23 protein-coding genes and 1 pseudogene are annotated in these 25,483 nt (G+C 35.0%); 12 read left to right on the top strand and 12 right to left on the bottom strand.

All coding sequences use genetic code 11. The features are described from left to right. Position 1 precedes the first annotated feature (1 nt). The 9 genes and pseudogenes from Q3Y49_RS11955 to Q3Y49_RS11915 all read left to right on the top strand — a co-directional run. Positions 2-1,687, top strand: coding sequence for a 1-acyl-sn-glycerol-3-phosphate acyltransferase (locus tag Q3Y49_RS11955; protein WP_303268435.1), 1,686 nt, complete (start codon positions 2-4; stop codon positions 1,685-1,687). After that, the gene (locus tag Q3Y49_RS11950) at positions 1,665-2,720 is read left to right on the top strand and encodes an NAD(P)H-dependent glycerol-3-phosphate dehydrogenase (protein ID WP_303272104.1); all 1,056 of its coding nucleotides are present in this window, start codon (positions 1,665-1,667) and stop codon (positions 2,718-2,720) included. The genes Q3Y49_RS11955 and Q3Y49_RS11950 overlap by 23 nt, the downstream gene beginning before the upstream one ends. 180 nt (positions 2,721-2,900) lie before the next feature. Then, positions 2,901-3,674, top strand: coding sequence for a ParA family protein (locus tag Q3Y49_RS11945; RefSeq protein ID WP_013455864.1), 774 nt, complete (start codon positions 2,901-2,903; stop codon positions 3,672-3,674). A 3-nt stretch (positions 3,675-3,677) separates the two neighbouring features. After that, entirely contained in the window at positions 3,678-4,592 is a 915-nt protein-coding gene (locus Q3Y49_RS11940) for a ParB/RepB/Spo0J family partition protein (RefSeq protein ID WP_303268434.1), read from the top strand. A gap of 1 nt (position 4,593) precedes the next feature. Further along, positions 4,594-5,196, top strand: a complete 603-nt coding sequence (locus Q3Y49_RS11935; RefSeq protein WP_303268433.1) for a DUF5683 domain-containing protein — start codon at positions 4,594-4,596, stop codon at positions 5,194-5,196. Further along, positions 5,196-5,906, top strand: a complete 711-nt coding sequence (gene dapB / locus Q3Y49_RS11930) for a 4-hydroxy-tetrahydrodipicolinate reductase (RefSeq protein WP_303268431.1) — start codon at positions 5,196-5,198, stop codon at positions 5,904-5,906. The genes Q3Y49_RS11935 and dapB overlap by 1 nt, the downstream gene beginning before the upstream one ends. Positions 5,907-5,908: 2 nt before the next feature. Then, the gene (gene lepB, locus Q3Y49_RS11925; protein WP_303268430.1) at positions 5,909-7,030 is read left to right on the top strand and encodes a signal peptidase I; all 1,122 of its coding nucleotides are present in this window, start codon (positions 5,909-5,911) and stop codon (positions 7,028-7,030) included. Between the two features lie 345 nt (positions 7,031-7,375). Next, positions 7,376-8,278, top strand: a complete 903-nt coding sequence (locus Q3Y49_RS11920; RefSeq protein WP_303268428.1) for an RluA family pseudouridine synthase — start codon at positions 7,376-7,378, stop codon at positions 8,276-8,278. A 9-nt stretch (positions 8,279-8,287) separates the two neighbouring features. After that, a pseudogene (locus tag Q3Y49_RS11915) lies at positions 8,288-9,100 on the top strand (NAD(P)-dependent oxidoreductase); the annotation flags it as partial. Between the two features lie 209 nt (positions 9,101-9,309). Here Q3Y49_RS11915 and Q3Y49_RS11910 read toward each other — a convergent pair. Further along, positions 9,310-9,693, bottom strand: a complete 384-nt coding sequence (locus tag Q3Y49_RS11910; RefSeq protein ID WP_303268426.1) for a DUF3127 domain-containing protein — start codon at positions 9,691-9,693, stop codon at positions 9,310-9,312. A gap of 144 nt (positions 9,694-9,837) precedes the next feature. Here Q3Y49_RS11910 and Q3Y49_RS11905 point away from each other — a divergent pair, with 144 nt between their 5' ends. After that, positions 9,838-10,125, top strand: a complete 288-nt coding sequence (locus Q3Y49_RS11905; protein WP_303268425.1) for a DUF3817 domain-containing protein — start codon at positions 9,838-9,840, stop codon at positions 10,123-10,125. A 148-nt stretch (positions 10,126-10,273) separates the two neighbouring features. Further along, entirely contained in the window at positions 10,274-11,617 is a 1,344-nt protein-coding gene (gene purB, locus Q3Y49_RS11900) for an adenylosuccinate lyase (RefSeq protein WP_303268423.1), read from the top strand. Positions 11,618-11,658: 41 nt separating this feature from the next. Here the strand turns inward: purB and Q3Y49_RS11895 are convergent, their stop codons facing one another. Then, positions 11,659-12,189, bottom strand: coding sequence for a D-glycero-alpha-D-manno-heptose-1,7-bisphosphate 7-phosphatase (locus Q3Y49_RS11895; protein WP_303268422.1), 531 nt, complete (start codon positions 12,187-12,189; stop codon positions 11,659-11,661). Between the two features lie 69 nt (positions 12,190-12,258). On the opposite strand from Q3Y49_RS11895, the gene Q3Y49_RS11890 reads away from it, so the two are divergent. Beyond that, a complete protein-coding gene (locus Q3Y49_RS11890; protein ID WP_303268421.1) occupies positions 12,259-13,029 on the top strand; it encodes a polyprenol monophosphomannose synthase in 771 nt (256 codons plus the stop codon). Here Q3Y49_RS11890 and Q3Y49_RS11885 read toward each other — a convergent pair. The 10 genes from Q3Y49_RS11885 to Q3Y49_RS11840 all read right to left on the bottom strand — a co-directional run bounded on the left by Q3Y49_RS11885 (position 13,016) and on the right by Q3Y49_RS11840 (position 25,357). Then, complete coding sequence (locus Q3Y49_RS11885) at positions 13,016-13,654, bottom strand: alpha/beta hydrolase (RefSeq protein WP_303268420.1); 639 nt, start codon at positions 13,652-13,654, stop codon at positions 13,016-13,018. The genes Q3Y49_RS11890 and Q3Y49_RS11885 overlap by 14 nt on opposite strands. Before the next feature lie 75 nt (positions 13,655-13,729). Next, positions 13,730-14,158: a hypothetical protein gene (locus tag Q3Y49_RS11880; RefSeq protein ID WP_303268419.1), complete on the bottom strand. Its 429-nt coding sequence runs from the start codon at positions 14,156-14,158 to the stop codon at positions 13,730-13,732. A gap of 8 nt (positions 14,159-14,166) precedes the next feature. Beyond that, on the bottom strand, positions 14,167-15,072 hold the full coding sequence (locus tag Q3Y49_RS11875) for a hypothetical protein (RefSeq protein WP_303268418.1): 906 nt from the start codon (positions 15,070-15,072) through the stop codon (positions 14,167-14,169). A 131-nt stretch (positions 15,073-15,203) separates the two neighbouring features. Further along, positions 15,204-18,293 carry an ATP-binding cassette domain-containing protein gene (locus Q3Y49_RS11870; protein WP_303268416.1) on the bottom strand — a complete coding sequence of 1,030 codons (3,090 nt, stop codon included), beginning with the start codon at positions 18,291-18,293 and terminating at the stop codon, positions 15,204-15,206. 86 nt (positions 18,294-18,379) lie between these two features. Beyond that, the gene (locus tag Q3Y49_RS11865; protein WP_303268415.1) at positions 18,380-18,742 is read right to left on the bottom strand and encodes a DUF1987 domain-containing protein; all 363 of its coding nucleotides are present in this window, start codon (positions 18,740-18,742) and stop codon (positions 18,380-18,382) included. A 47-nt stretch (positions 18,743-18,789) separates the two neighbouring features. Continuing rightward, positions 18,790-19,332 (bottom strand): SiaB family protein kinase, encoded by a 543-nt coding sequence (locus tag Q3Y49_RS11860; protein WP_303268414.1) that lies wholly within the window; start codon positions 19,330-19,332, stop codon positions 18,790-18,792. Between the two features lie 95 nt (positions 19,333-19,427). After that, entirely contained in the window at positions 19,428-22,877 is a 3,450-nt protein-coding gene (locus tag Q3Y49_RS11855; protein WP_303268413.1) for a PAS domain S-box protein, read from the bottom strand. A 28-nt stretch (positions 22,878-22,905) separates the two neighbouring features. Then, positions 22,906-23,730: a GAF domain-containing protein gene (locus tag Q3Y49_RS11850; protein ID WP_303268412.1), complete on the bottom strand. Its 825-nt coding sequence runs from the start codon at positions 23,728-23,730 to the stop codon at positions 22,906-22,908. 180 nt (positions 23,731-23,910) lie between these two features. Beyond that, a complete protein-coding gene (locus tag Q3Y49_RS11845) occupies positions 23,911-24,504 on the bottom strand; it encodes a chemotaxis protein CheB (RefSeq protein ID WP_303268410.1) in 594 nt (197 codons plus the stop codon). 22 nt (positions 24,505-24,526) lie between these two features. Further along, on the bottom strand, positions 24,527-25,357 hold the full coding sequence (locus Q3Y49_RS11840; RefSeq protein ID WP_303268409.1) for a CheR family methyltransferase: 831 nt from the start codon (positions 25,355-25,357) through the stop codon (positions 24,527-24,529). Positions 25,358-25,483: the final 126 nt, after the last annotated feature.

Genomic DNA, 25,483 nt, shown 5'->3' with positions numbered 1-25,483 from the left:
TATGAAGCTAAAACGCTACAGAAGCAAAAGAAAATATGATCCTATTTTACCCGGGCCACGTGAGTGGCCTGTGGTGCAATTAAGTCGGAACAGGAAGGAATTTCTCAAAGAAGTAGCCGAAGAAGCTTACGGACGCATTAAAAATAATACTAGAACTAAGACTGCACTCATTGAAGAGCTGGAAACGACTCTTTACAAAGAAAAAGCTAGAATAAGACAAAACCCATGGAAAGTAGATCCAGATGATGAACATCAATTTTGGGGGAAAGTCAAAAATGAACTTCTAGAGATTTCTCAACAAAAAGCTAAAGACGAGGAGAAAGCCAATAAAATCCTTTACGATATCATTGAGCGATACGCAGATGAGATTGCAGGAAATTTCAACACTAGTCACTATCGTTTTGCCAGAGGAATTGCCACATTTGGATTTAATAGGCTTTTAAACGCTGCAAGAGTAAAAAAACTAGGTGGTTTTTGGAGCAATGAGCTTACCATGAACGATAAAATCCAGATTAATGGTGAAGCTGAAAAGTTACGCACACTGGCTAAAAAAGGAACTGTTGTAATTGTTCCTACACATTCCAGTAATCTTGACTCCATTTTGATCGGCTGGGTGATCTACACTTTAGGATTACCACCAGTAATTTACGGAGCTGGACTTAATTTATTTAACATCAGCATTATTTCATATTTCATGAACAGCTTGGGTGCCTACAAAGTAGACAGGCGAAAAAGAAATTTGATCTATCTTGAAACACTAAAATCCTATTCAGCATTAGCCCTTAAGAAAGGTTGCCAGAGCTTGTTCTTTCCTGGTGGAACGCGCTCAAGAGATGGCAGAGTAGAAAAAGAACTGAAGCTCGGTCTCCTAGGAACTGCAATAGAAGCTCAAAGATCAAATTACGAAGAATTTGGAGAGAATGCTGAAAAGATATTTATTGTACCAGCAAGTTTGAACTATCACTTTGTGTTGGAAGCACCCAGTTTGATTCGTCAATATCTGGAAAAGCAGGGTCAAGAACGTTACTATGTAGAAAATGACGAGTTTTCCTCTTCCTATAAAATCATCACATTCCTTTTCAAATTCTTTACAAAAGGATCTGACATTAGTGTTTCCATCGGAGAACCTATGGATATTTTGGGAAATAAAGTAGATGATGATGGAAGAAGTTTTGATACAACTGGCAGGGAAATCCATCCTAAAGATTACTTCACTTTCCAAGATAAAATAACAGTAAATAAGCAAAGAGAAGCAGAATACACTAGAATGCTTTCAAAAAAAATAGTTGAGCAGTACAGTAAAATTGCACGTGTTTTTTCAAGTCACTTGATTGCCTTTACTGCTTTTGAAATGATTAGAAAAAGAAATAAAAAACTAGACCTTTTTGCTTTGCTAAGACTTCCTGAAGAAGATTTGGTGATTACTTTTAGTGAATTTAGGACCGTTTGTCAGAGAATTAAAAATAAAATTGAGGAAAGAATTAGTGAGGGTAGAATGTCGCAAGCGGAGCATATGAATGATAAAATCGACAATATCATTGAACACGGCTTGTTGAATTTGGGTATGTATCATTCAAAGCGACCTTTAATTAAAACCAAAGAAGGTGACATTACAACTATGGATATGAATCTTCTATACTTTTACAGAAACAGATTAGATGGATATGGCCTCGAAAAACACATTTGAAAAACCAATTGGAGTAATCGGAGCAGGGAGTTTTGGACTTTCCGTTGCCAATCTATTAGCTGAAAACTCTCAGGTGTTGCTTTATGCCCGAAATAAAGAAGCCCGTGAAAGCATAAACAAAAACAGAGAATGGAATGAATATCCAATTCATAACAACATTACTGCCATAGATGATTTAGAGCAACTAGCATCCTCATGTGATGTCATTTTTCCGGTAGTTCCCTCGGCAAATTTTAGGGACATGATAAAGGACCTTTCTCCTTTTTTATATCCTTATCATATCCTTATACATGGCACTAAGGGATTAAATCTTAACTTACCCGAAGGAAAAAAATTGGAGGATATGGAAGTGTTAGAAAGACGCCATATCAAAACCATGAGCGAGGTCATCATGGATGAAAGCGTAGTGGTGAGGATTGGTTGTCTAGCAGGACCGAATTTAGCAAAAGAAATAGCTCAAGGACTTCCTGCCGCAACGGTGGTGGCAAGCCCCTTCAACGAGGTCATTCAAATAGGGCAACAATTATTGCGTAGTGACAGATTTCAAGTGTATGGTAATCCTGATCTAATTGGAATTGAGCTTTGTGGAGTATTGAAGAATATAATAGCTATCGCTTCAGGTGCATTGTCAGGACTAGGCTTGGGAGAAAATGCACGTTCTCTCTTGATTAGTAGAGGCATGGTAGAAATGATTTATTTGGGTAAAGCACTAGGAGGAAATGTAAGGACATTTATAGGATTAGCGGGAATCGGAGATTTAATGGCTACCTCCCATTCCACCCTAAGTAGAAACTTTACCGTTGGGAGAAGATTGGCAGAAGGTGAGAAATTAGAAGCCATCCTAGCCGATATGCGAGAAGTTGCCGAAGGAGTAAACACTATAATGATAGCTAAAAAAATTGCTGAAAGTTTTAAGGTGAGGGCTCCAATCACTGAAATTTTGCATAGAGTATTATTTGAAGGCCTAACTATGGAAGAAGCGGTGCAATATTTAATGAAATATCCTCTGAATGTTGATGTAGATTTTATATAAATCTGCCTAAAGCAAATTAAAAATCCATTCTATTTCTCATATAAAATTTTATCTTTGTGGTTCGCTAAAAAATTTGGTAGCTGATATTTACAATTGCTCAATTTTACATTTTTTGAACAAACCAAAACAAAAAAAGATCAGCTTGCCGAATAACTTTTAAAGCTAAAATTTATAAAAAATATGGGTAAAGTAATCGCTATAGCTAATCAAAAAGGGGGAGTTGGTAAAACCACATCGGCAATTAATCTTGCAGCCAGTTTAGCTGCTTTAGAGTATAAGACACTTATTGTAGATGCCGACCCACAGGCCAATTCCACTTCTGGAATAGGTTATAACCCCAAAGAAATAGAGAGCAGCATTTACGAATGCATGGTGGATGAAGTTGATGCCCAGGATATTATAGTAGAAACTGATCTTGATTACTTACATATTTTACCATCTCACATCAACCTCGTTGGTGCGGAGGTGGAAATGGTAAATATCAAAAACAGGGAAGAGCGAATGCGAGATGCCTTGAAAAAGGTGCGTAAGAAATATGATTTCATAATCATAGACTGCTCTCCTTCCTTAGGTTTAATTACAATTAACGCACTTACTGCAGCTGACTCAGTCATCATTCCGGTTCAATGTGAATATTTTGCACTGGAAGGATTAGGTAAATTGCTTAATACAATTAAGATTATTCAAACTCGTTTGAATAAAGATTTGGAAATTGAGGGTATCTTATTGACTATGTATGATGTTCGTCTTAATCTTTCCAATCAAGTAGTAGATGAAGTAAAACAACATTTTAGTAAAATGGTATTTGAAACCTTGATTCCTCGAAATATCAAATTGAGTGAATCACCAAGTTTTGGATTACCTGCAATTGCTCACGATGCAGAAAGTAAAGGAGCAATTAGTTATTTAAATTTAGCAAAAGAAATTATAAACAATAACGGATTAGGAAAATAGCGGATGGCGAAGAAAACCAGAAAAGCATTAGGAAGAGGCTTAGGCGCTCTTTTAGAAGATTCAAATACAGATCAGAAATCCTCTAGTAAAGAAAACAAGGATTTCACTGATATTTCTACAGGAGCTTCTATTAATGAAATTCCTTTAGATGCAATTGAAGTGAACCCATTTCAGCCTCGTACTGATTTTGATAAACAAGCTCTAGAAGAATTGTCAGAATCAATAAAGGTACAAGGTATTATTCAGCCGATAACGGTTAGAAAGTTAAGCAAAGATAGCTATCAACTTATATCTGGGGAAAGAAGAACACAGGCCTCTAAATTGGCAGGACTAAAGTCTATCCCAGCCTATATAAGAACTGCTGACGATCAGCAAATGCTAGAAATGGCATTGATTGAGAATATTCAGCGTGAAAATCTTAATTCTATTGAAATCGCATTAAGCTATCAGAGATTATTAACAGAATGCGATCTAAAACAAGAGCAATTGGGTGATAGGGTTGGAAAAAATAGAACCACTGTCAATAATTATTTAAGGCTATTAAAGCTTCCACCAGATATTCAATTGGCTATTCGCGATAAAAGAATTAGCATGGGACATGCTCGTGCTATCATCAATATTGAAGATGTAGACAAACAATTAGATGTTTTCAAGAAAATATTGAAGGATGATTTATCCGTACGAAAAGTAGAAGCCTTAGTACGGGAGTTAACAAGTGGTGAAGGAAAGGAAAAGGATAAAACTTCAAAAGTGGAAATGCCATATGAAGCCAAGCAAGTGCAAACTAAGCTCTCTTCTCACTTTGGCACAAAAGTTGGTATGAAAATCGACAAAAATAATAAGGGGGAGATCAAGATTCCATTTCTATCAAAAGACGATTTAAATAGGATATTGGATATTCTTTCAGTTGAATTGTAATATGCGCACTTTAGTTTTCTTTACTTTTATAATACTACTTCCAATAGTTTCGATGGGGCAAGAAAACCAGCCTACAGATTCCACTTTCTTAAGATTAGGAGATGGGAGTGACGATATCGAAACATTTCAAACACAAGACACGGTACATTCCCCGAGACTTGCTGCATTATATTCAGCAGTTGTACCAGGAATGGGACAGTTTTACAACGAAAAGTACTGGAAAATACCTATTGTTTACGCCTTGGGAGTATTAGCCGCATCTCAAATCAAATCTAACCATCAGAATTACCTCCTATTTAGGAACGTTAGCTTTATAATAGAAGATCTCAACCCCGATAATGATGCTGAGGTTCAAGATTATACCAATCTTTTATCAGCCGAAAATATTCAAAGGAGATACGACCGATATAAGAGAGATCGAGATTATTGGATTATTTTGGCAGGGATATTTTATGTTTTGAATATTGTTGACGCCACCGTAGATGCTCATTTGCGAGAATTTAACATCAATGAAGACCTCAGCTTAAATATTAAACCAAGTTTTCAACGAAGTCAATACAATGATATGCAAGCGGGTTTATCTTTAAATTTTAGATTAAAATAATGAAGATTCTATTAATCGGACATGGTAAAATGGGGCAAGCCATTGAGGAGTTTGCCATCCAAAGAGGACACAGCTTAGTAGCTACAGTAGATGTGAACGACACCTTGATGCCAACACTTGCAGAACAAGCTGATGTAGCTATAGAGTTCACCCATCCTGATTCAGCCTTTGACAATATCAAATTTTGTTTGGAGAATAAATTACCTATTCTTTCCGGTACCACTGGCTGGTTAAATAAGATGCCGGAAATCGAAAAAATATGCAAAGAAAATAACGGGACATTCCTCTATGCCTCTAATTTCTCTATTGGCGTTAATTTATTCTTTAAACTCAATAAGTTTTTAGCCAAGTTGATGAACCCTCAAAATCAATACAAGCCCTCCATGCTTGAAGTTCATCATACACATAAGAAAGATGCCCCTAGTGGCACTGCCATTACTTTGGCAGAAGGAATTATTGGTGAGCATGAAAAGTATAGCAGTTGGAAAAATGATACTCCAATGAAAGCTGGTGAGATCCCGATTTCCTCAGAAAGAATTGGTGAAATTCCTGGTACCCATAAAATAACGTATAAATCAGAAGTAGATCAAATTAGCATTGAGCATGAAGCTTATAGCCGAGATGGCTTTGTACAGGGCGCAGTTTTTGTAGCAGAATGGTTGCCTTCACAAAAAGGGATAGTTAATATTGATGACTTCTTAAAACTATAAAAATGAAAATTCCATTTTTCAATAAAAAGAAAAAACCAGCCAAGCCAAAATCTAAACTTAGAGAGTGGATAGATGCGTTAGTATTTGCTGTAATTGCAGCCACGCTAATTAGATGGGCTACCTTAGAGGCATTTGTAATCCCTACTCCATCTATGGAAGGAACTTTATTGGTAGGTGACTACCTTTTTGTAAGCAAATTACATTATGGCCCCAGAACGCCTAAAACCCCTTTACAATTACCTCTGACCCATCGAAGATTTTATGGGACTGAGGATGTTCCGGCTTACCTCGATTGGATTCAATTGCCACAAGTAAGGCTCCCGGGATTTAGCGAAGTCAAAAGAAATGATGCGGTAGTTTTTAATTACCCTGAAGAATTACAGTATCCACTTGATTTAAGGGAATACTATATCAAAAGATGTGTAGGTATTGCAGGAGATAAAATTCAAGTAATAAATGCTGAGTTATACGTCAATGATACAAAAACGGATCTTCCCGAAGATGTGCAGTTCAGCTATTTCATTAAAACAAAACAAAGCATTCGAGATAGAGTATTTGAAGAATATAATATTTGGGATAAAATGTATGAACCAGGTTATGGCTACAGAGTTCATGCTGAACCAAAAGAAATAGAAAAGATGAAATCCCTTACTTTTGTGGATGACATTATCTTCTCCCCTACTTATAAAAATGGTCAAATTTTAAGCACCGATAGTAGTGATGTTGACGATGCTACTTTCCCAAAAACTCCAGAGACTGATTGGAATAAAGACTTTTACGGACCCATCACTGTTCCAAAGGAAGGTCAAAAGATTGAGATTAACCATGAAAACTTGCTAATGTACGGTGATGTTCTGCGTTATTATGAGCACTTGGAAGACGTTCAGATAAAAAATGACAAGCTTTATATTGATGGAAAAGAAGTAAAAGAGTATACTTTTTCTCAAGACTACTTTTTCATGATGGGAGACAATCGTCATAATTCATGGGACAGCCGCTTCTGGGGATTTGTCCCTAAAGACCATGTGGTGGGTAAAGCCTTATTCATCTGGATGAGTATGGATCCTAACGAATCATTCTTTAGCAAGATCAGGTGGGAACGGCTATTTACCGGAATTAATTAATCTTATTTTATCATACTAGGGATACCTTCAAAACCCTTCAGGTTTGTACTTGATAGTATTGGTGAAATTGTTGTCTTAAATTTCTACAAAGCTGACAGGTTTTATTTCTGCGAATAGAAATGAACACCTCTTTGGCGGTGTTTGTACTTGCAAAAATCCACCAGAAAATATTAGCCAATTTAGAAGTTGTTTAGGTAAAAACACCTAAATATTGGAAGGGAGCACTTAGACCGGAAAGCTTTCATTTAAAATTTTAAACCCCTCTTGAAATAATTTAAAAGGGTTTTTTGTTGATAATCAAGATACTAACTTGTAAACTTCAATTCTTATGCGGAATTTTACGCAATGAATAAAAAATCAGTACCTGCCAACCAGGAGCTAAACAGCTATATAATTCAAGAAGAAACAGAATTATTGAAGCATTTGATTGCCACCTATCCTCATAGAAAAAAGCCCTTATTGAAATCCGTAATGGGAGGAGGTCAAATCAGAATTAATGGTGACGTGATCACACAGTTTAATCATCCACTTAAAAAAGGGGATGAAATACAAATCAATTGGGCAAAGCCTTCCAAAAAAGTAAAGCTGCAAAAACTGAACATCATTTATGAAGATCAGGATTTGATTGTAATTGAAAAAGAGGCAGGACTCCTTTCAGTTGCCTCTTTAAAAGAAAAAAACAAAAATGCTGTACAGATCCTGAAAGAGCATATGGAGGCAATTGACCCCAGAAATAAAGTCTACATTATTCATCGGCTTGAGAGAGAAGCTTCTGGAATTCTTCTGTTTGCCAAAAGTCAAAAGGTTCAGGAACAACTTCAAAACCACTGGGAGGATTATGTCATTGATAGGAAATATGTTGCAATAGTGGAAGGTAAAATCAAAGACTCTGAAAAAACCTTAAAACACTATTTAAGAAGTAATAAACACAATCAAGTATACATCGTAAATACTCCAGATAGCGCTACGGAAGCCATCACGCATTTTAAATTACTAAAGCAAAGCAACGCTTATTCTATGCTGGAATTTAAGCTTGAAACAGGCTTTAAAAACCAGATTAGAGTACAGATGGCTCACTATGGGTTCCCAGTAACGGGAGACAAAAAATATACAGCCAAGAAAAATCCTTTGGGAAGAGTGGCGTTACATGCAAACTTAATTGAACTGAAGCATCCAATAAGTGGTGAACATTTGAAGTTTGAGTTAGTTCCTCCTTCTAACTTCAGAAATTTAGTTGCAAAAGGTTAAATTTACAATATGCCAACAAAAAACATTCTAACCTACGGTCATTTATCAGAAGGTTTTCAAGCCTTTATAGCAAATGAATTCACTGATTTAAATTGCTTATTAGCAAGCAGCAAAAGTGAAGTTGAAGAACTACTTCCAAATTCACATTACGTTGCTGGCTTCAACTTTTTGAGTAAGCTAGATATAAGTCATTTAGAATGGATACATTCTTTTGGAGCCGGAGTAGATGCCTTTATGAAATTGGATCTTCCAGAAAATTGCACTGTAACCAAAACGAAAGGTAAAATGGGGCAAAGGATGGCTGAATACTGCCTAACCTACATTCTTAAAGATCTGAACAAAACCGACTTATACAAAATTAATCAAGCCACCAAGGCTTGGGAGCAGGTTGTGCCCAAATCCTTATCAAAGCAAAGTGTGGTTATATTTGGCACTGGGAATATCAGTACAGATATAGCACAGGTTCTCCAGCCTATGGTTAAAAACATCGTGGGAGTGAATACGAATGGCAAAAACAAAGAGTTTTTCGATGTCTGTATTTCATTTGATAAAATGGAAGTTGAAAATCTTGAAGCTGGTTCGATCATAATTAACACGCTACCAGCAACAGAAAAAACGACAAATTTATTTAATAAAACCTTCTTCTCTGGACTTGAAGATGCACTTTTTATCAATATTGGCAGAGGAAACTCAGTGAATGAGGAAGATTTGATCGAAGCCTTAAATCAAAAAAATCTAAGACAGGCAATTTTAGATGTATTTAAACAAGAACCTTTACCCAGTGACTCTCCACTATGGGCACATCCAAAATCTATTGTTACCCCACATATTTCGGGAATTACATTGTTAGAAGATATAAAGCAAAGTTTTAGAATTGCCTACAATGCTATAAAGTCAGGAGAGCAAAGTAAATTATTGGTAGATACTGGGAAGGGTTATTGATATATTTTTGCCTACAAATTCTTGTTTAAATTATTTATACCCTTTCCAAAATGAAACATTTAGGAAAGGGTACTTGAATTAGAATAGCTTTAAAATGGCAATTCATCATCTTCACTTGGAGGTGGCGCATCTTGTGGTGAAGTCATCCCTCCAGTGGCCGGTGGGAAATTATCACTTTGAGCATTTGGAACACCTCCTACATTTCCATCTGAAGCCCTATCAACAGCCCAAACTTTCACATTAGTATACCATTTCCCGTTATACTCTCTACTGTCAATATTTATTTTAGCAGTTAGCTCTTCCCCTTCCTTGATATTAAAACCATCAATTTTATCTCCCCAAACCTCGGCACAAATTTTCTTTGGATATTGCTCCTGCGTTTCAAAAATATAAGATTGCTTTCTCCATTCTCCATTTTTACCCTGACCTTTTTCCTCGGGTAAAATATTTATAACCTTTCCTTTAAATTCCATATAAGTAATTTTTATAAATCGTGGCACAAAAATGTCAAATTTTAACTCCCTCACCTAATCAATTTCGCATTTTATATATGAAAAGTATTGGTTTACATATTAGGCAACCCTTACTTTGTATTTCATTTAAAAGTATTTATTAAAATGATTAAAAACTTAAGAGTTATAGCTATTTTAGAAGGTATCTCCTACATATTGCTTGGCGTAACAATGCCGCTAAAATATATGCTGAATATGCCACAACCCAACTATTTTGTAGGAATGGCACATGGTGTACTTTTCATTGCGTATTGTGTTCTGGTAGTATATGCAGCTTATAAAAGAAATTGGACAATGAAGTTAACACTGCTTTCACTAGCCGCTTCTTTAATTCCTTTTGGCACTTTTTACGCAGAGTGGAAATGGTTCAGAAAAATGAGTATTCAACAATAACTCACCGTTTGGAAGATACCAGCTGAAATCCATTAATCTGAGATCAATTATCAATACTGTAAATCGTAACAGTTAAGTATTCTATTTCATATTAACTGCTTCAATAATCATAAAATACCTATCTTTGCACCTTTAAATTTTTATGCTCATGGATTTAACTACTTTAAGTGCCATTTCTCCAGTTGATGGTCGGTATAGAACAAAAACGCAAAGTCTTGCCCCCTACTTTTCTGAGTGGGCACTAATTAAATACAGAGTTCATGTAGAAGTAGAATACTTCATTGCCCTTTGCGAGCTTCCATTACCACAACTTAAAGCCTTTGATCATACCTTGTTCCCAAAAATGCGTGCTTTGGCATCTGATTTTAATGAAAAAGATGCGTTAGTGATTAAGGAAATAGAGAAAACCACCAATCATGATGTGAAGGCGGTAGAATATTTTCTAAAGCAAAAATTTGATGAGCTGGGGATCGGTGCCCAAAAAGAGTTTATCCATTTTGGACTAACCTCTCAAGACATTAACAATACGGCCACTCCACTTTTATTAAAGCACGCCACAGAAAAAGTGTATTTACCCTTTTTAACAGAAATAAAAGGTATTTTAGGGAAGTATGCCAATGAATGGAAAGATGTTCCAATGCTTGCAAAAACCCATGGACAGCCAGCTTCTCCAACTAGGTTAGGAAAGGAAATTGCTGTATTTGAAATTCGCTTGCAGGAGCAATTGAAGTTGGAGAAAAACATTCCTTTTGCTGCAAAATTTGGTGGAGCCACAGGAAATTTTAATGCTCATCATGTTGCTTATCCCGATATTGATTGGAGAAAATTTGGGAATAACTTCTGTGAGAAATATCTTGAGCTTAAGCGTTCAGAACCTACTACTCAAATTGAGCATTATGACCATTTAGCCGCTCACTTTGATACGTTCAAACGATTAAATACCATCTTAATAGATTTAAGTAAAGATATTTGGCAATACATTAGCATGAATTATTTTAAGCAAAAAATTGCCAAAAATGAGGTGGGTTCTTCTGCCATGCCGCACAAAGTCAACCCTATTGATTTTGAAAATGCCGAAGGAAATCTAGGTATAGCCAATGCAGTTTTTGAACACCTATCAGCCAAACTTCCTATTTCAAGATTACAAAGGGATTTAACAGACTCTACAGTTTTAAGAAATATCGGAGTGCCGCTTGCCCATTCAATCATCGCTTTTGAATCATTGAAAAAAGGGCTAGGTAAGTTAGAACTAAATCCATCAGCCATTGAACAGGACTTAACAGAAAATTGGGCTGTTGTTGCGGAGGCTATACAAACCATTCTGAGAAGAGAGGCTTATCCTGCTCCTTATGAAGCACTGAAAGCTTTAACTCGTAAAAATGAGAAAATTACACAAAGTACCATTTCAGAATTTATTGAGCAGCTGGATGTGACTGATGCGATTAAAAATGAATTAAAAGATATTACACCATTTAATTATACAGGCATCTAGTATTGCTTAATCGGTCTTGTTTTACCTGGGCGATTTTTAGATTAACTAACATTGCTCCTGCTTAGAATATATTTTTTCACTGCATCCAACAAGTTTTGAGCTTTTGGTGCAGTGAAGTTCGCTTTCTCCTTCTCGCCTACTAATATACCCTTCACTCCTACCTTTTCAGAAGCTTCTAGATCTCTAAGAGAATCTCCTATCATGTAAGATAGGCTTGGATCAATACTCCATTTGGCTATAGCTTTCTCTATCATCAGACTGTCAGGCTTTCTTAACAAAGATTCAGTTGTAATAGGGTGATGAGGAGAGAAAAAAATATCATCTATTAAGCCTCCTGTTTCTGCCTGTAAATAGTTGTGGCAAATCATCACATCTTCCTTTTCATACCGCCCTTTGGCAATACCTGCTTGATTAGTAATTACAATTAACAAATAACCCGAATGCTTCAGCAGATTTAATGCATCCTTAACACCATCAATAATCTCGAACTCGTCAATCTGAAAAGTGTAATCTCCTCTTTCTTTATTTAAAACACCATCTCTATCTAAAAACACACATTTATTGCTACTCATTGAATTCTTTTGTTTAATTGGTCAGCAATATCTGAAAAGATTTTATAGTTTTGAAGTTGATTAAGATTTATGAAGAATAATTTAGTCATCATACCAACTTATAATGAACGCGAAAATATAGAAGACATAATTCGTGCTATATTTCTATTATCAACAAGATTTGACATTTTGATAATTGATGACAATTCTCCTGATGGCACTTCCGACATTGTTAAAAAATTACAGAGTGAATATTCAGATCAGCTCCACATCATTGAAAGATTAGGAAAATTAGGATTGGGCACAGCGTATATTGAAGGTTTCAAGTATGCTCTAAAACACAAATATGAGTATATCTTTGAAATGGATGCAGATTTTTCTCATAATCCGTTGGATTTACTTGAATTACTAAAATCTTGCAGTAGAGAAGATGTTCAGCTTTCCATCGGCTCAAGATACAAAACGGGTGTAAATGTTGTAAACTGGCCTATGGGTAGGGTGTTGATGTCCTATTTGGCCAGTAAATATGTTCGCTTCATCACGGGCTTACCAGTGTATGATGCCACTGCTGGTTTTATTTGCTACCATAGATCAGTTTTAGAAACTATTGAGCTCGATAAAATAAAATTTATTGGTTACGCATTCCAAATTGAAATGAAATTTACAGCATGGAAACATGGTTTTGGAATTGAAGAAGTGCCCATCATCTTTACAGATCGAAGTAAAGGCGTTTCAAAAATGTCAAAAAAGATATTTAAGGAGGCAATTTTTGGAGTAATTCAGATGAAGGTCAAGAGTTGGTTCAAAAAATACAAGCAAGCCAATACATTTGGCAAGGCCCAAAATGCTACTGCTCAATAATTTTTCTTAATGAATCCACATGAATATCATGTTTACCCTGAAATTCAATCTGCTTCACTTGCACATCTAATTTTTCGATTAATGCCTGTTGTTCAGCTTTCCTTTCTTCATTAATAAACTCATCTTGATCTCCTCTTAGCATAAAAACCTGCTTGTCTTTTAGTTGATTTCCAAGTCCCGAAAAATCAATATCAGGCGGGAAAGCACCTGAATGTAAAATTAATCGACTGAAAGCAAAATTGAGCTTTTCCGCCCATCTACAAACAGTAGCAGAGCCTTGTGAAAAACCAAACAAAGTAATTTTCACATCCTTATCACAGCTCAGAACTTCCTCTGCAACTGAATTAAGATAATTTATATAGTTCTCTATATCGAGCAATCTTTCCTCTTTAGTCATCCAAGTACTTCCAACTCTTCCTGAAAACCCGTCCAAGTAAAAACGTGATAGTCCACCAGGGGCAACAATAATCCTCTCTTTAGTTGAGATTTCCTTAAATTTCCTGATGAAGTACTGTGGGAGCTGTCCATAACCATGTAAAACAAACCAAATCTCATTTGTAGAAGAACTAATAGGTTCACTTTGGTAAAAGACTGCTTTGTGCTGAAAATGAACGGTATTTCGCATAAAGAAAAATTCAGAGAATAAAAAAAGCAGGCTAGGCCTGCTTCTAAATATATTAAAACTATCAAAAATAAATTACTATCTCTTAAATCCTAAAACACTTCCTCCGCAGTAATTTGAACTGCCTTCAAATGTAAAGGTTATATAATAAATCCCTGTGACTTGACACGGAAATGCAATACTAGACAAAGTTGATCCCTCATACATCGTTGAAGCTACTTTTTTCCTATTTGAATCATACAAGGTTAATACTATACCATCAGTCGCAGCACCATCGTTGCAAATCATTACCTGGTATGTTGCCCCTTTTGTAAATACATAAGAATATTCTACTTTGTCCTTAGCACCGCCTTGTCCATCTATGTTGTAGCTTTTCAAAAAAGTAAAGCCTGATTGTAATTTAGGAATACAAGCTTCTATATGCTTCTCAGTATTACACTGAGCGTACGTTTGCTGTACAGAGGCTGATATAAATATTATTCCTAATGCAAAGATTAGCTTTTTCATATAATTTCTTAGTTAATAATGTTCTCTCTAATTTCGTAAACCTGATTTCTTATTGCTTCAATATTCTCATCTTTCATGATGATTTCACTTGTACTGTTGTCTTTAACAACAAGCATGCCATCTACAACTTCATATGTCGGTTCACGATAAACAGTCTTTATTTCAATCTTATTAAATTCTTCTTGAAGCTTCTCAAATCTATCGGACAACTGTCTAATATTAGGATCGTTCTCTTTATAAAAAGACATCAATAAGACAACATTATCCATGATAACCTTTTGCTCAGCGATAGTCTCTTTAAGTTGCTCATTATCGGGATTTTTTTCTGAAACCCTAGCCACAATATACAAAGCTTCCAACCAACCACCTGATAATAACAGTATGCTTAAGTTAGAACGCTTTTGTTCTTGCAAATAATTATTAATGTTATTGAAATTTTTGGTAGTTATTAACAAAAGTGAATCCAGATTTTTACTGTTGGTAGCTAATCTTTTTATAGTACCTATGTCAAAAAACTGCCCAATACTTAAATCATCCGCCAAAGATTTAATGGAATTCAAATAGAATAAAGCATCTTGGTTTTGCTCATAGATATTAGTATATCCTAAATCAGTACCATAAACACCTAAAGCCAATGCCTTTTTATAATTACTATTATAATCAGATATTTTTTCAGGGTCATTAAGATATTCTTTGTCGTATTTAGTTTCCGACTCCTTCAATAAAGTAGATATTTCTAAAGGAGAAGGAATCTGCTGAATAATATCAGAAATAACATCTTCGGAAATAGAGGGTTCCTCTATTTTAACAGAATCCAGAACACCGGATATTTCTTCTGCTGAAGGTTTTTTCTTCGAGTCACAGGAGGCTAGAACAGTAACAATTACAAGTAGCCCCAAGAGTATGTTTTTCATAAAAATGTTTTTTATCATAACAAAAATAGAAATTCCTTAAGTTAATACAAATTCTCTTTTTTCATAAATCCACTTTTTTCAATATATACCTTTTATATAAGCATCAAAAAAGTGAATTTAACAACAATTATTTATGATTCTTTCTTTTTCAGCTTAATATTCCCGAAAAATGAAATTGCCTTACCGAAAAGTTCAAAATACAAAGTAATATAAAGAATTAAAGACATGAACCATATTACAATAATATTAAAATAAAATGTATCAATGTAGGCTCCGGCAAAATACTTTTCCGGAGCAAAAAAGTGAGTTCGATAATTAAGAAGGTTATCTGGTTCCTTAGGCTTGTTAAATACAGGGTCAATTTGTTGAATTAACTCGCCTTTAAATTCAATTACTCGGTCTTCAACTGTTAAATTCCTCACTAAATCAGCCAAACTCTCATTGTAGTATTTATCTTTTGCTTCATTCAGGTCAAACTGGTATGAAGAATCATTTTCCATTAGAAATTGTAAAGTCTCTTTTTTCTTGATAGCCAAATTAAACTTTTTCAAGTAGTGATCCCTTAACTGATCTGTATAACTACTGATCTTATTAATCTTTTCTTGGTTCATTTTCTCAGGATTAAGGATTTCTTTCAAATCCTCCCCTTCCAAACTACCTTTGAATGGCTCTTTCTCAAGTGCGTTAAAAATTACTTCAGTTGCATACTCTATTTCCTGCTCCGCTTGCTCTTCATCAGATCCTAAATTATTTTCAATCACTCTCAATTTTTCCCTGATCTTCTTGGTCATAAAAGAAGATTTAAAATCCGCGGTCTTTTCATCGGATTCAATATCAAAAAAGAATTCTTGATAGGTATTATTTTTAAACATATCAACAGCCAATGCCTCATATGCCCATCTTGATGTCATTAAATCAGCCACTATGGGCACTTTACCTTTCGTGCTTATAAAATCATTCAACTTATCGAAACTAAACAACAAGCCACTTAAAATCATTTGCGGGATAAGTAAAAGTGGGATAAGGATATACACGGTAACAGCTGATTTGAATGCGGCACTTACATTTAATCCCAATACATTCGCAAAGCAGGAGGTGGTAAATAAAATAGCCCACATACTAAAAGTAGCATCTCTTATTTCCAGTACCAGCACTCCAATGATTACATAGGTCAGTGTTTGAATAGCAGATAATGTAAATAAAATTGTGATTTTAGAAAGTAAATAGCTATTCCAACTTAAATTCAGGAACGACTCACGTTTCAATATTTTCCTATCTCTGATTATTTCTTCCGCACTGACTGTAAGCCCCATAAACAAGGCAACAATAATACTCATTAAGAGGAAGGCCGGAAGGTTATCATTAAATCTAAAGATATACTCCTCACCCGATGGGGCACTTCTGTACTTTATTATGAAAGCCAGCAAAAGCGCCAAAAACGGAGCCTCCAACAAATTGATTAGTAAATACTGCTTATTACTTAATTTTGATAAGGTATCTCGTATCGTAAATATTACTGTCTGCTTGAGCTTGTTGGGGATAGCCAGAGTAGATGGTGGGGCTTCCTCTTCATCTTTTACAGGTTTGTGATCAAAACTTTCTAAGTAAAAGTCCCGCCATTGGCTCGGGTTGATTTTTCGCTTATTGGTTAATTGACCATACTCATCTACCACTTTTGCCTCAACGATATTAAATATTTGTTCAGGATTCACATTACCACAAGTAGGACAAACCCCTCGATCGGCATCTACCTGATTTGTAGTTTTCTTAAAATAGGTAACGGCTTCTACAGGATGGCCATAGAATATTTGATATCCTCCAGTATCCATTATAATCATCTTATCAAACATTTTGTATATGTCTGATGAAGGCTGATGGATAACTACGAAAATTAGTTTCCCCTTAAGTGTTAATTCTTTTAAAAGATCGATTACATTTTCAGAATCACGAGATGACAATCCAGAAGTTGGTTCATCTACAAACATTACCGCTGGCTCACGAATTAATTCCAAAGCGATATTTAGCCTTTTTCTCTGACCACCTGATATCGTTTTATCCAACACGCCACCCACTCTTAAATCCTTCCTAGCTTCGAGTCCTAAGTTTTCTAAAGTATCCATAACTCTTTTATGGATTTCTTCCTCAGTCATCTTAGCAAAGCAAAGCTTAGCATTATAATACAAGTTTTGATAAACGGTTAATTCCTCAATCAATAAATCATCTTGAGATACGTATCCGATTATTCCCTGCAGCTCATCTTGATCTTGATTCAAATCAAGACCATTAATCTTAATATGACCTGAAGTAGGTGACTGAATTCCAGCTAGAACATTTAAAAGAGTAGTTTTACCTGCACCTGAAGCACCCATTATACCCACTAATTCACCTGGGCCCTCAAAAACATTTACATTTCTGAGTCCAAGTTCTCCATTAGGAAATTGAAGGACAATATCTTCAGCATTAAAAGACAAATTGACTTGCTCTCCATCTGATAAGAATTTCCGTATCAACTCGGAATAATATAATGCCGCGCCTTTAGGCGTTTTAATTGTACTTCCATGAGAAAACAAATAAACTCCATCTGTTTTCATGATGAAGCCATTAAGATTTATTTCCTCTGAACCGGTATATTTAACGAAGTACATATCTACACTTCTTACATTCAAGAAGAGTATTTCGCCATCGATATCAGCATGTACATGTAGATTATCTTCAATGGGGGTATCATTATTGACCGATAATATATCTTCAAACTCCTCAAGGTCAGAAGATTTTGTTTTAGTAACAAAGCTTTCAATTAGTTTGAATTCGTCTTTAACAATATTAAAAACATTGGAAACCGTATCAATGATTTCCATTCTTTGTGGTGTAAAATTCTTATCTGAGGAGACCATCTCCAAAAGCTTGATCAATACTACAACCTTTTGCTTTTGGGTAAGGGTTTTATTAATTTTTTTACATATAGCTAAAGTTCTAACCGAATCTCTAACTGAGGTAAGCTTTTTCTTTTTAGCTTTACCGTCTTCTTCCTCTTTTTCTGGTTCTTCTCCCCATCCCACCAATTTGTCATATAGCTCCAAATACTCTTTAATAGAGTCTTGGTCAAGCTCTTGCTGGAAGAAACCAATAACGAAATTTCTTTCCTTTTCTGTGGCTCCTCCATCCTGCTTGGTGATAATTCCAAATAATTGAGTTAAGGCTTTGAGTATCTCTTCACTCATATAAAAAGAGGGTTATAGCTTAGTAATAAAATAATAGGCCATTAATCGCATGGCCCATAATACAAATTAAAACTTCTCAGTATTAATTAATAGGTTTTGAATTCGAACGGAATTTCAACAAGTTCTGAAAACTCTTCACCTGCTTCTTCCATATCCTCGTCATCTTCATGAAAATACCAGTCGATGGTTACTCCATCAATATCTTCTAAAGCCGATAAAACATCTAGTATTAATTTTGAAGAGGCCGTATTGAAATATTCTAGTTTAAATGTAAATAGAGTTTCAGGATTCGGATCTTCACCATAGGCTGCAATCCAATCTAAAATTGGTTGATAGAATTCAGCTGAATCTTCTGGTAATGATCTTCCAGATATTTCAAAAATACCATTTCCTTTATCCAATAATATTTTAGGGGTATCCTCTGTTCCTTCAAGGTTAATGATTTCCATATTTAATTTTATGTTTTAAATTTAAAAGTTAAACTAAAATTCAGATTTTAAAATCTCAAAATCGTAGTGGTAAGTGAAAAGAAATGAAATCCTTCGCCCATGTCTTCAAAGTCATATTCTAATTTTTGACCAGACTTCCGAGCCATATCAACAAATCCCAAACCTGCACCACCTTTGTTCGATAAGCTATTAGATTTAATAATATCCTTATACATAGCTTTCAAACCGTCCTTATCTAGTTTATTAATTTCATCTATTCTCTTTTTTAGTGATTCTGCCGCTTCTGTATCAACTGGATTTCCACTCGTTACTACATAACGATCATCTTCTTTTCCAATAATAAAAATAGCTGCATTACGCTTTGCTGAAAGTGGATTAAAATCATCAGAATGCTTCACAATATTCTGCAAACACTCTACCATTACATTAAACACCTTTCGCTTTATGCTTGACTCCTCACCCATAGAATCCATGTTTCGTTCTGCCATTGCCAAAACTGATTTTGTAATCTCTTGGGTAAATTCCCCTTCGTAAACCAGTATAAGGTTTCTGGACAGCATGGTTTTATGTAGGTCGTATATATACTTCATGTTGTTAATAGGTTAAAAAGCCGTACTCAAATTATAGCCAGATTCATTTCAAGCCTTAAATTAAATAATTTTATTTATAATTAAACTTTTCCCAGTTAAAATCTAATGCCAATTAATAAGACATCATCTGTTTGTTTGTAGTCCGCCTTCCAGTTTTCCCATGCTTCATCAAATATAATATGCATTTCGTCCATCGATTTACTGTGGTTGTCGACTATTGTCTGTCTCAAACGCTTAGGACCAAATTTTCTATTTTGTGAACCCCCAAATTGATCCGGGAAGCCATCGGAGCAGAAAAATACTGCGTCACCGGACTTATACTTAATTTTATGATTATCAAAATTGGTCTGATTTCGGTAAATACCCCCACCAATTGGGAACTTATTACCCTTTATCTCATCCAACTCTCCATTATTGTGTAAATAATATAATGGTCTGTGGGCACCTGAATATTCAATTTGATTCTTTTTCTTGTCAATCTTACAGAAAGCAATATCCATTCCGTCTTTAGTAGTAGAATCATCCCTATCTTGCCTTAAAGTAGAAGTAACTCCTGCATCTAATTTATCTAAAATCACGCCAGGGTCACTGATTTTTTGAGACCTAACGATGTCATTCAATAAGAAGTAGCCAATTAAAGAAATTAATGCTCCCGGTACACCATGTCCTGTACAATCAACTGCTGCAATATATATAACGTCATCAACTTCAATATACCATGGGAAATCGCCACTGACAACGTCTTTTGCTTTGTATAGAATGAAGGAATCAGGTAATTGTTGCCTAATCACTTGATTATTAGGAAGGATTGCTCCTTGAATTCTCTTGGCATAATTTATTGATTCCGTGATTTTCTTATTCTTACTGGCAATTTCTAATTCGATGGCTTTTCTATCGGTAATATCATGAGAAACTACTAGAACCGATTCCAATACTTTTTCCTCATCATATTCTGGTATGGCATTAACTTGCATCACCCTATCCCCCATCTCAGAAGGGAAGTCTACTTCCTCAGTTACTTTTTCATTTTGATCTCTAACCTTGTCTAATAATTGAGCCCATGCCTCAACGATTTTAGGTTCGATATCTGCCTCGTGCAATCCTTTTTGAATCACTTCGTCTGGTCTTTTTCCAGTATATCGCTCAATCATTGGGTTAACATAGAAGAACTTTCCCTCATTATCGATTCGAGTAATCAAATCGATTGAGTTTTCAGACAATGCCTGCATTTTACTTCTCATGCGCTCCTCTTGCTCAGCGCGTCTTCGTTCCGTGATGTCTCTAGTATTGAAAATAATACCTTGAATAGCGGGATCTTCCAATTGATTAGTTCCCGTTACTTCTACCCAAACATACTCATTGTCACTATTCAGGTATTGATGTTGCATAGTGATAGATTCATCCGCGTTGTCTACCAAATAAAGAAATTGTTGATGTACCTCATCTTTAGAGTCTGGATGCACCTTATCCAATTCTGTTGTATCAATAATATCTTCTTGTCTGTATCCTAAAATCTTCTCAACAGAAGGTGAAATATAACGAACTGTTCCATCTTTCTCGTAAATAGTAATAACCTCAGAAGCATTTTCAAGCAATAATTGCATACGCTTCTGGGTACGGTTCACTTCCTCAATTTGATCTTCTAATCGTTGGTTGGTGCGTTTCAGTTCCTCTTGAGTTGCTTCCATTTCCTCAGCATTCTGTCTAAGAACTTCTTGTTGCTCTTGGAGCTCTTGACTCATAGTCTGCGATTCAGCCAATAGCTTCCTCGTTCTTTCATTCACTTTAATATTGAAGACAGTTCGGGCAATAATTAAGCTGATTTCCTCTACAAATTTTATCTGACTGGAGTCAAATTTATGAAATCCAGCGAATTCCAAAACGCCAAATACCTTTTCATCTGTAATTAAGGGAACGATTAAAATTGAACTCGGTCGCTGATCTCCCAAAAGCCCAGAAGTAACACTTACATAGTCATGAGGAATTTCTGTTCTTAATAATGTATCTTGTTCAATAGCAGACTGCCCTACTAAACCTTCTGCAAACTTGAACCTTGCCTTTAAATACTTCTTTTTATTGTAAGCATAACTTGATTTCATTTCTAAAAACAAGTTATCGGTATCATCATCGTTAAGCACATAAAAAGCTCCTTGTATAGCATCGATTTTTTTGGTGACATACATCAAGATCTCATCACCTAATTGCTCCAAGCTATCATTACTTCTCAGAATTTCTCCTATTTCTGCAACACCAGTAACAATCCAATTTCTTTCTTTGTCTCTTTTTTCTGCCTCCTGGATAGAATTCCTCATGTTAATTAAGGAATTACCCAAAGTATCTTCTTCTGAAATAGGTTTAAAATCAGCTTTAAAATCACCTTCTCCAATTTGCTTGGCAAAATTGGCAGTATTCTTTAAGGAAGAGACATAACCATCCAATATTGAAGCCATTTCTCCTATTTCATCATCTGATTTCTTGGGCACATTATTAGGTAAAATCCCTTTTCCCAACAATTTCAAAGTCTCCTTTAGAGAAATAATTGGGTTAAGTAATACTCTGGAAAAAATTATAGAAATGATTAACGAAATAATTAATATGATTACACCTGTGTAAATGAACTTAGTGATTAATCCATTCAATTGCTCATTAATTTCTGACTCATTGACATTGGAAGCTAAACCCCAGCCAACTGCTGGAATGCTATTCCAAGCAGACAACACATCTGTGCCATTATAATTTCTGTCTTTGGCATATCCCTTTTCGCCCAGTGCTGCTTTTTGCACACCAACAGAATTTTCATCTTTGATAGTTACCGAAGCGGGTGCCAAACTATCAGCAATCTGCTGTAAGGGGGACAGAAATAATGCTTGATTTCCACTTTGAACTGTCAAAATGCTTTCATAAGATTTAAAGCCAGTTGAATTAGCTCTGGTGATCTCATAAATAGGCTCCATATTTTTAGCTAAAACTAACAAGCCAGCAGGACTATTATAGTCATCTATCAATGGCAAGCCGTAAAGCACTATTTCACTGTCACTATATTTTTCGGGCTGATTAAATGTAGCTGAAGTCATGGATGAATTATAAAAATCTTCATCTAAATTTTTAAGATTATCTCCTACGGAAAGCTCACTAATAGCACTATTGGAGTTGAAGATAATATCACCGTTTAGATCAGTAAGAATTACAGCATTTACAGGATAATTTTCAACAAATGATCTTAAATCAGATTCAATATCAAATAAAATTGCAGATTTTAAGCTATCTACATTTAAACTTGTATCCTCTTCCTGATATCTTCTAATTCCTGATTGAATAGATAATAGCCCAGAAATATGATTCGCATTATTTTGAATACCCTGAAAAATATCATTAAGCTTCTCAGTTTTTTGGGAATTGTGCGACATCAACTTTTCAAAATTCAATTTTTCAATTGAATCGCGGTTCATGTTATAAGTAATAAAACTAACTGCAATAACACTTACCAAAACTACAAAAAGTAGAATTGTAGTTATTTTAGTCCCGATTTTTATGTTTTTAAACATATTGAATTCTTTGATACTAAAAAATGAATTATTTTTTCTCTTTTACCTTTTCTGGTCCTTTATCAAGGTCATTTGAAATCAATGCCAATGCTTTTTCAACCAACGTTTCATGAGATTTCGTAAAGCTTTTAAAGGAGGCGATTTCTGCTACTCCTAAAAGCTTTTTATCCTTCATGATAGGACATAATATTAAGTGTGCAGGATTTGCTTCCCCTAGGCCAGACAATATTTTGATATAACCCTTAGGGATATCGGAAATATTAATCAACTTTTGTTCCTTCGCCACTTGGCCAGCCAACCCTTCACCAAATTCATAAGAAACTGTTTGACTTTCTGGAAGCACAAAAGCATAAGCCGCAAACAGTTTTATAATATTCTTTTTGTCATCTTTATCAGTTACATAAATTGCCCCCTGACTTGCCTCCATTTGGTCTGCTAAGAATGACAGTAACTTCTCTGCTTTCGCTTTATTATCTGATTCCTTTTTGAGGCTAGCATTTATTTCTTTTAGATTTTCATCAATATTTTCATCACCTTCTTCCTTAGACTGTGCATTCTTTGACTCCTTTTTATCTTTGAATTTTTCAATGTAAACTACATTACTTTCATCTTTGCTACTTCTATTAAATAAATGCAATAGAATAGAAACAAAACCTAACAAAATGGAAATTGCACTAAATATATAAAGCTCTTCCAAAACGGGCTTCAATTCAGACACCTCCATCAAGCTGATGAGATGCGTTTGATTAGCAATTCTTTCCGGGAAAATAAACAGGTAATATGCTAATCCTATGATGCTCATAGTAAAAAGCAATGAAGTGATAAGTGCTAAGTTTTTGTATAATGCTTTCATAAATGAATACTTCCGAGATAAAAATCCTATTTACTCTTAATCCTTAAAATCCTAAGAAATAAATAAAAAAATTCCACTCTATGTTTTAATCACTTTTAATTCAAAAAAATCAATCATTCTTAATGGCAAACATCACCAAATATATATAATTGTATTGCTTTTAAGGCAATAATTCAGAAATCATTTATACAATTTATCCAATTCCTTTAGGAATTGAACAATCTCTTGAACTTTCAAGGTGTAATCGATTTCAGTAATTTTCTTTGCCGCAGTAGGCATGGTGTCGATCATACATTCCTCTGGGTCCTGAATGATTGTAAGTCCTTTTCTATCTTTAATTCTCTTCATCCCGAGCGCACCATCCTTATTAGCCCCTGACAATAATATTCCTATTAGTTTATCTCTGTAATTATAGGCTGCAGTTTCTAAGGTAATGTCGATTGAAGGTCTTGAATTGTTGAACATTTCCTCAGTTGATAAAGCAATAGAGTTACCTAACTCAATTGATAAATGATAATTTGCAGGGGCTAAATAGACCTTACCCCTTTTTATATTTTCTTTATCATATGGCTCAACCACTGGCTTAATACTCTTAATAGATAAAGCCTCAACAAATCCATTGCGCACATGCTTTAATCTATGCAAGCATAGGATAATAGGCAAGCTGAAATCTGCAGGAATGGAAGATAGAATTTGGGTTATCCCTTGAAAACTACCTGCCGATCCTCCGATTACTATCGCTTTATATTTATTATCAAGATTGAATCGAGCCATTGAGTACTAATTTGCAGAGACCTCAGTCTTTAATTTTCTTATAAATTTTTTCTTCGTTATTTACTACAATAAACTTATTGGCAATTTCACACCATATTAAAGATTCTTTGGACCCAATAACTAGGTAGCCGTATTTGAATAGACTTTCATGATGCTTTTTCAATACTTCATTTTGGAGGTTCTGATTGAAATAGATCATCACGTTTCTGCACAAGATTAAATCAAACTTGTTGAATACCACGCCTTGAACTAGGTCATGTTCACGGAAGGATACATTTTGGATCAAAGATTTATCCATCACTGCCTTCCCGTTTTCTTCCTTAAAATAATCTTTGAAATTGTTCTTACCCTCAAAGCGGATGTAGTTCTTTTCGTTTAATTCCATGTTTTTCATGGAATAATGACCCTTTTTTGCTTTTTCAAGTATTACTTTATCGATATCGGTAGCTATGATTTTAGCTTTATCCAAAATACCCATCTCTTTGAGTAGAACGGCCATAGAAAATACCTCTTCACCGGAGGAGCAGCCGGCATGCCAAATGCTGATGGTATTATGATTCAATAAAATATTTGGAATTACATTATCCCGTAATTCTCTCCAAAAAGGAGGGTCTCGGAACATTTCCGTAACATTTACAGTGATCTCTGCTATAAATTCATCAAAGAAAGATTTATCATCTTTCAGCCTTTTGATCAATAAATCTGCAGACCCGAATTTATAGAGCTCCATAATTCGAAGTATCCTTCTTCGAAATGAGGACATGGCATAATTGGTAAAATCATATTTATATTGCTCCTTTACCAATTCTGTGATGCGCCTCAAATCCGATATTTCTATATCCTGTCTATTCATGTGGATTATGCATCAGTTCTACTTTAAAAAACAAATCTTTCCTAATTAATGAAAATCAATCGAAAAAACATGCTTCATGTATGTTTTATATTATTATTCATTATTAACTCCGTCTATCACCGCTAA

The sequence above is a fragment of the Marivirga harenae genome (assembly GCF_030534335.1).
Lineage (GTDB): Bacteria > Bacteroidota > Bacteroidia > Cytophagales > Cyclobacteriaceae > Marivirga > Marivirga harenae.
This window is presented reverse-complemented; position numbering and strand designations above follow the sequence as displayed.

Bases quoted from the DNA above. Each gene is read 5' to 3' on its own strand.
- Q3Y49_RS11940 (WP_303268434.1), top strand. From the start codon at position 3,678: ATGGCGAAGAAAACCAGAAAAGCATTAGGAAGAGGCTTAGGCGCTCTT.
- Q3Y49_RS11850 (WP_303268412.1), bottom strand. From the start codon at position 23,730: ATGAAAGCATTATACAAAAACTTAGCACTTATCACTTCATTGCTTTTT.
- Q3Y49_RS11910 (WP_303268426.1), bottom strand. From the start codon at position 9,693: ATGGAATTTAAAGGAAAGGTTATAAATATTTTACCCGAGGAAAAAGGT.
- Q3Y49_RS11950 (WP_303272104.1), top strand. From the start codon at position 1,665: ATGGCCTCGAAAAACACATTTGAAAAACCAATTGGAGTAATCGGAGCA.
- purB (WP_303268423.1), top strand. From the start codon at position 10,274: ATGGATTTAACTACTTTAAGTGCCATTTCTCCAGTTGATGGTCGGTAT.
- Q3Y49_RS11865 (WP_303268415.1), bottom strand. From the start codon at position 18,742: ATGGAAATCATTAACCTTGAAGGAACAGAGGATACCCCTAAAATATTA.
- Q3Y49_RS11945 (WP_013455864.1), top strand. From the start codon at position 2,901: ATGGGTAAAGTAATCGCTATAGCTAATCAAAAAGGGGGAGTTGGTAAA.
- Q3Y49_RS11860 (WP_303268414.1), bottom strand. From the start codon at position 19,332: ATGAAGTATATATACGACCTACATAAAACCATGCTGTCCAGAAACCTT.
- Q3Y49_RS11920 (WP_303268428.1), top strand. From the start codon at position 7,376: ATGAATAAAAAATCAGTACCTGCCAACCAGGAGCTAAACAGCTATATA.
- Q3Y49_RS11840 (WP_303268409.1), bottom strand. From the start codon at position 25,357: ATGAATAGACAGGATATAGAAATATCGGATTTGAGGCGCATCACAGAA.
- Q3Y49_RS11875 (WP_303268418.1), bottom strand. From the start codon at position 15,072: ATGAAAAACATACTCTTGGGGCTACTTGTAATTGTTACTGTTCTAGCC.
- Q3Y49_RS11890 (WP_303268421.1), top strand. From the start codon at position 12,259: ATGAAGAATAATTTAGTCATCATACCAACTTATAATGAACGCGAAAAT.
- Q3Y49_RS11870 (WP_303268416.1), bottom strand. From the start codon at position 18,293: ATGAGTGAAGAGATACTCAAAGCCTTAACTCAATTATTTGGAATTATC.
- lepB (WP_303268430.1), top strand. From the start codon at position 5,909: ATGAAAATTCCATTTTTCAATAAAAAGAAAAAACCAGCCAAGCCAAAA.
- dapB (WP_303268431.1), top strand. From the start codon at position 5,196: ATGAAGATTCTATTAATCGGACATGGTAAAATGGGGCAAGCCATTGAG.
- Q3Y49_RS11905 (WP_303268425.1), top strand. From the start codon at position 9,838: ATGATTAAAAACTTAAGAGTTATAGCTATTTTAGAAGGTATCTCCTAC.
- Q3Y49_RS11845 (WP_303268410.1), bottom strand. From the start codon at position 24,504: ATGGCTCGATTCAATCTTGATAATAAATATAAAGCGATAGTAATCGGA.
- Q3Y49_RS11855 (WP_303268413.1), bottom strand. From the start codon at position 22,877: ATGTTTAAAAACATAAAAATCGGGACTAAAATAACTACAATTCTACTT.
- Q3Y49_RS11935 (WP_303268433.1), top strand. From the start codon at position 4,594: ATGCGCACTTTAGTTTTCTTTACTTTTATAATACTACTTCCAATAGTT.
- Q3Y49_RS11880 (WP_303268419.1), bottom strand. From the start codon at position 14,158: ATGAAAAAGCTAATCTTTGCATTAGGAATAATATTTATATCAGCCTCT.
- Q3Y49_RS11895 (WP_303268422.1), bottom strand. From the start codon at position 12,189: ATGAGTAGCAATAAATGTGTGTTTTTAGATAGAGATGGTGTTTTAAAT.
- Q3Y49_RS11955 (WP_303268435.1), top strand. From the start codon at position 2: ATGAAGCTAAAACGCTACAGAAGCAAAAGAAAATATGATCCTATTTTA.
- Q3Y49_RS11885 (WP_303268420.1), bottom strand. From the start codon at position 13,654: ATGCGAAATACCGTTCATTTTCAGCACAAAGCAGTCTTTTACCAAAGT.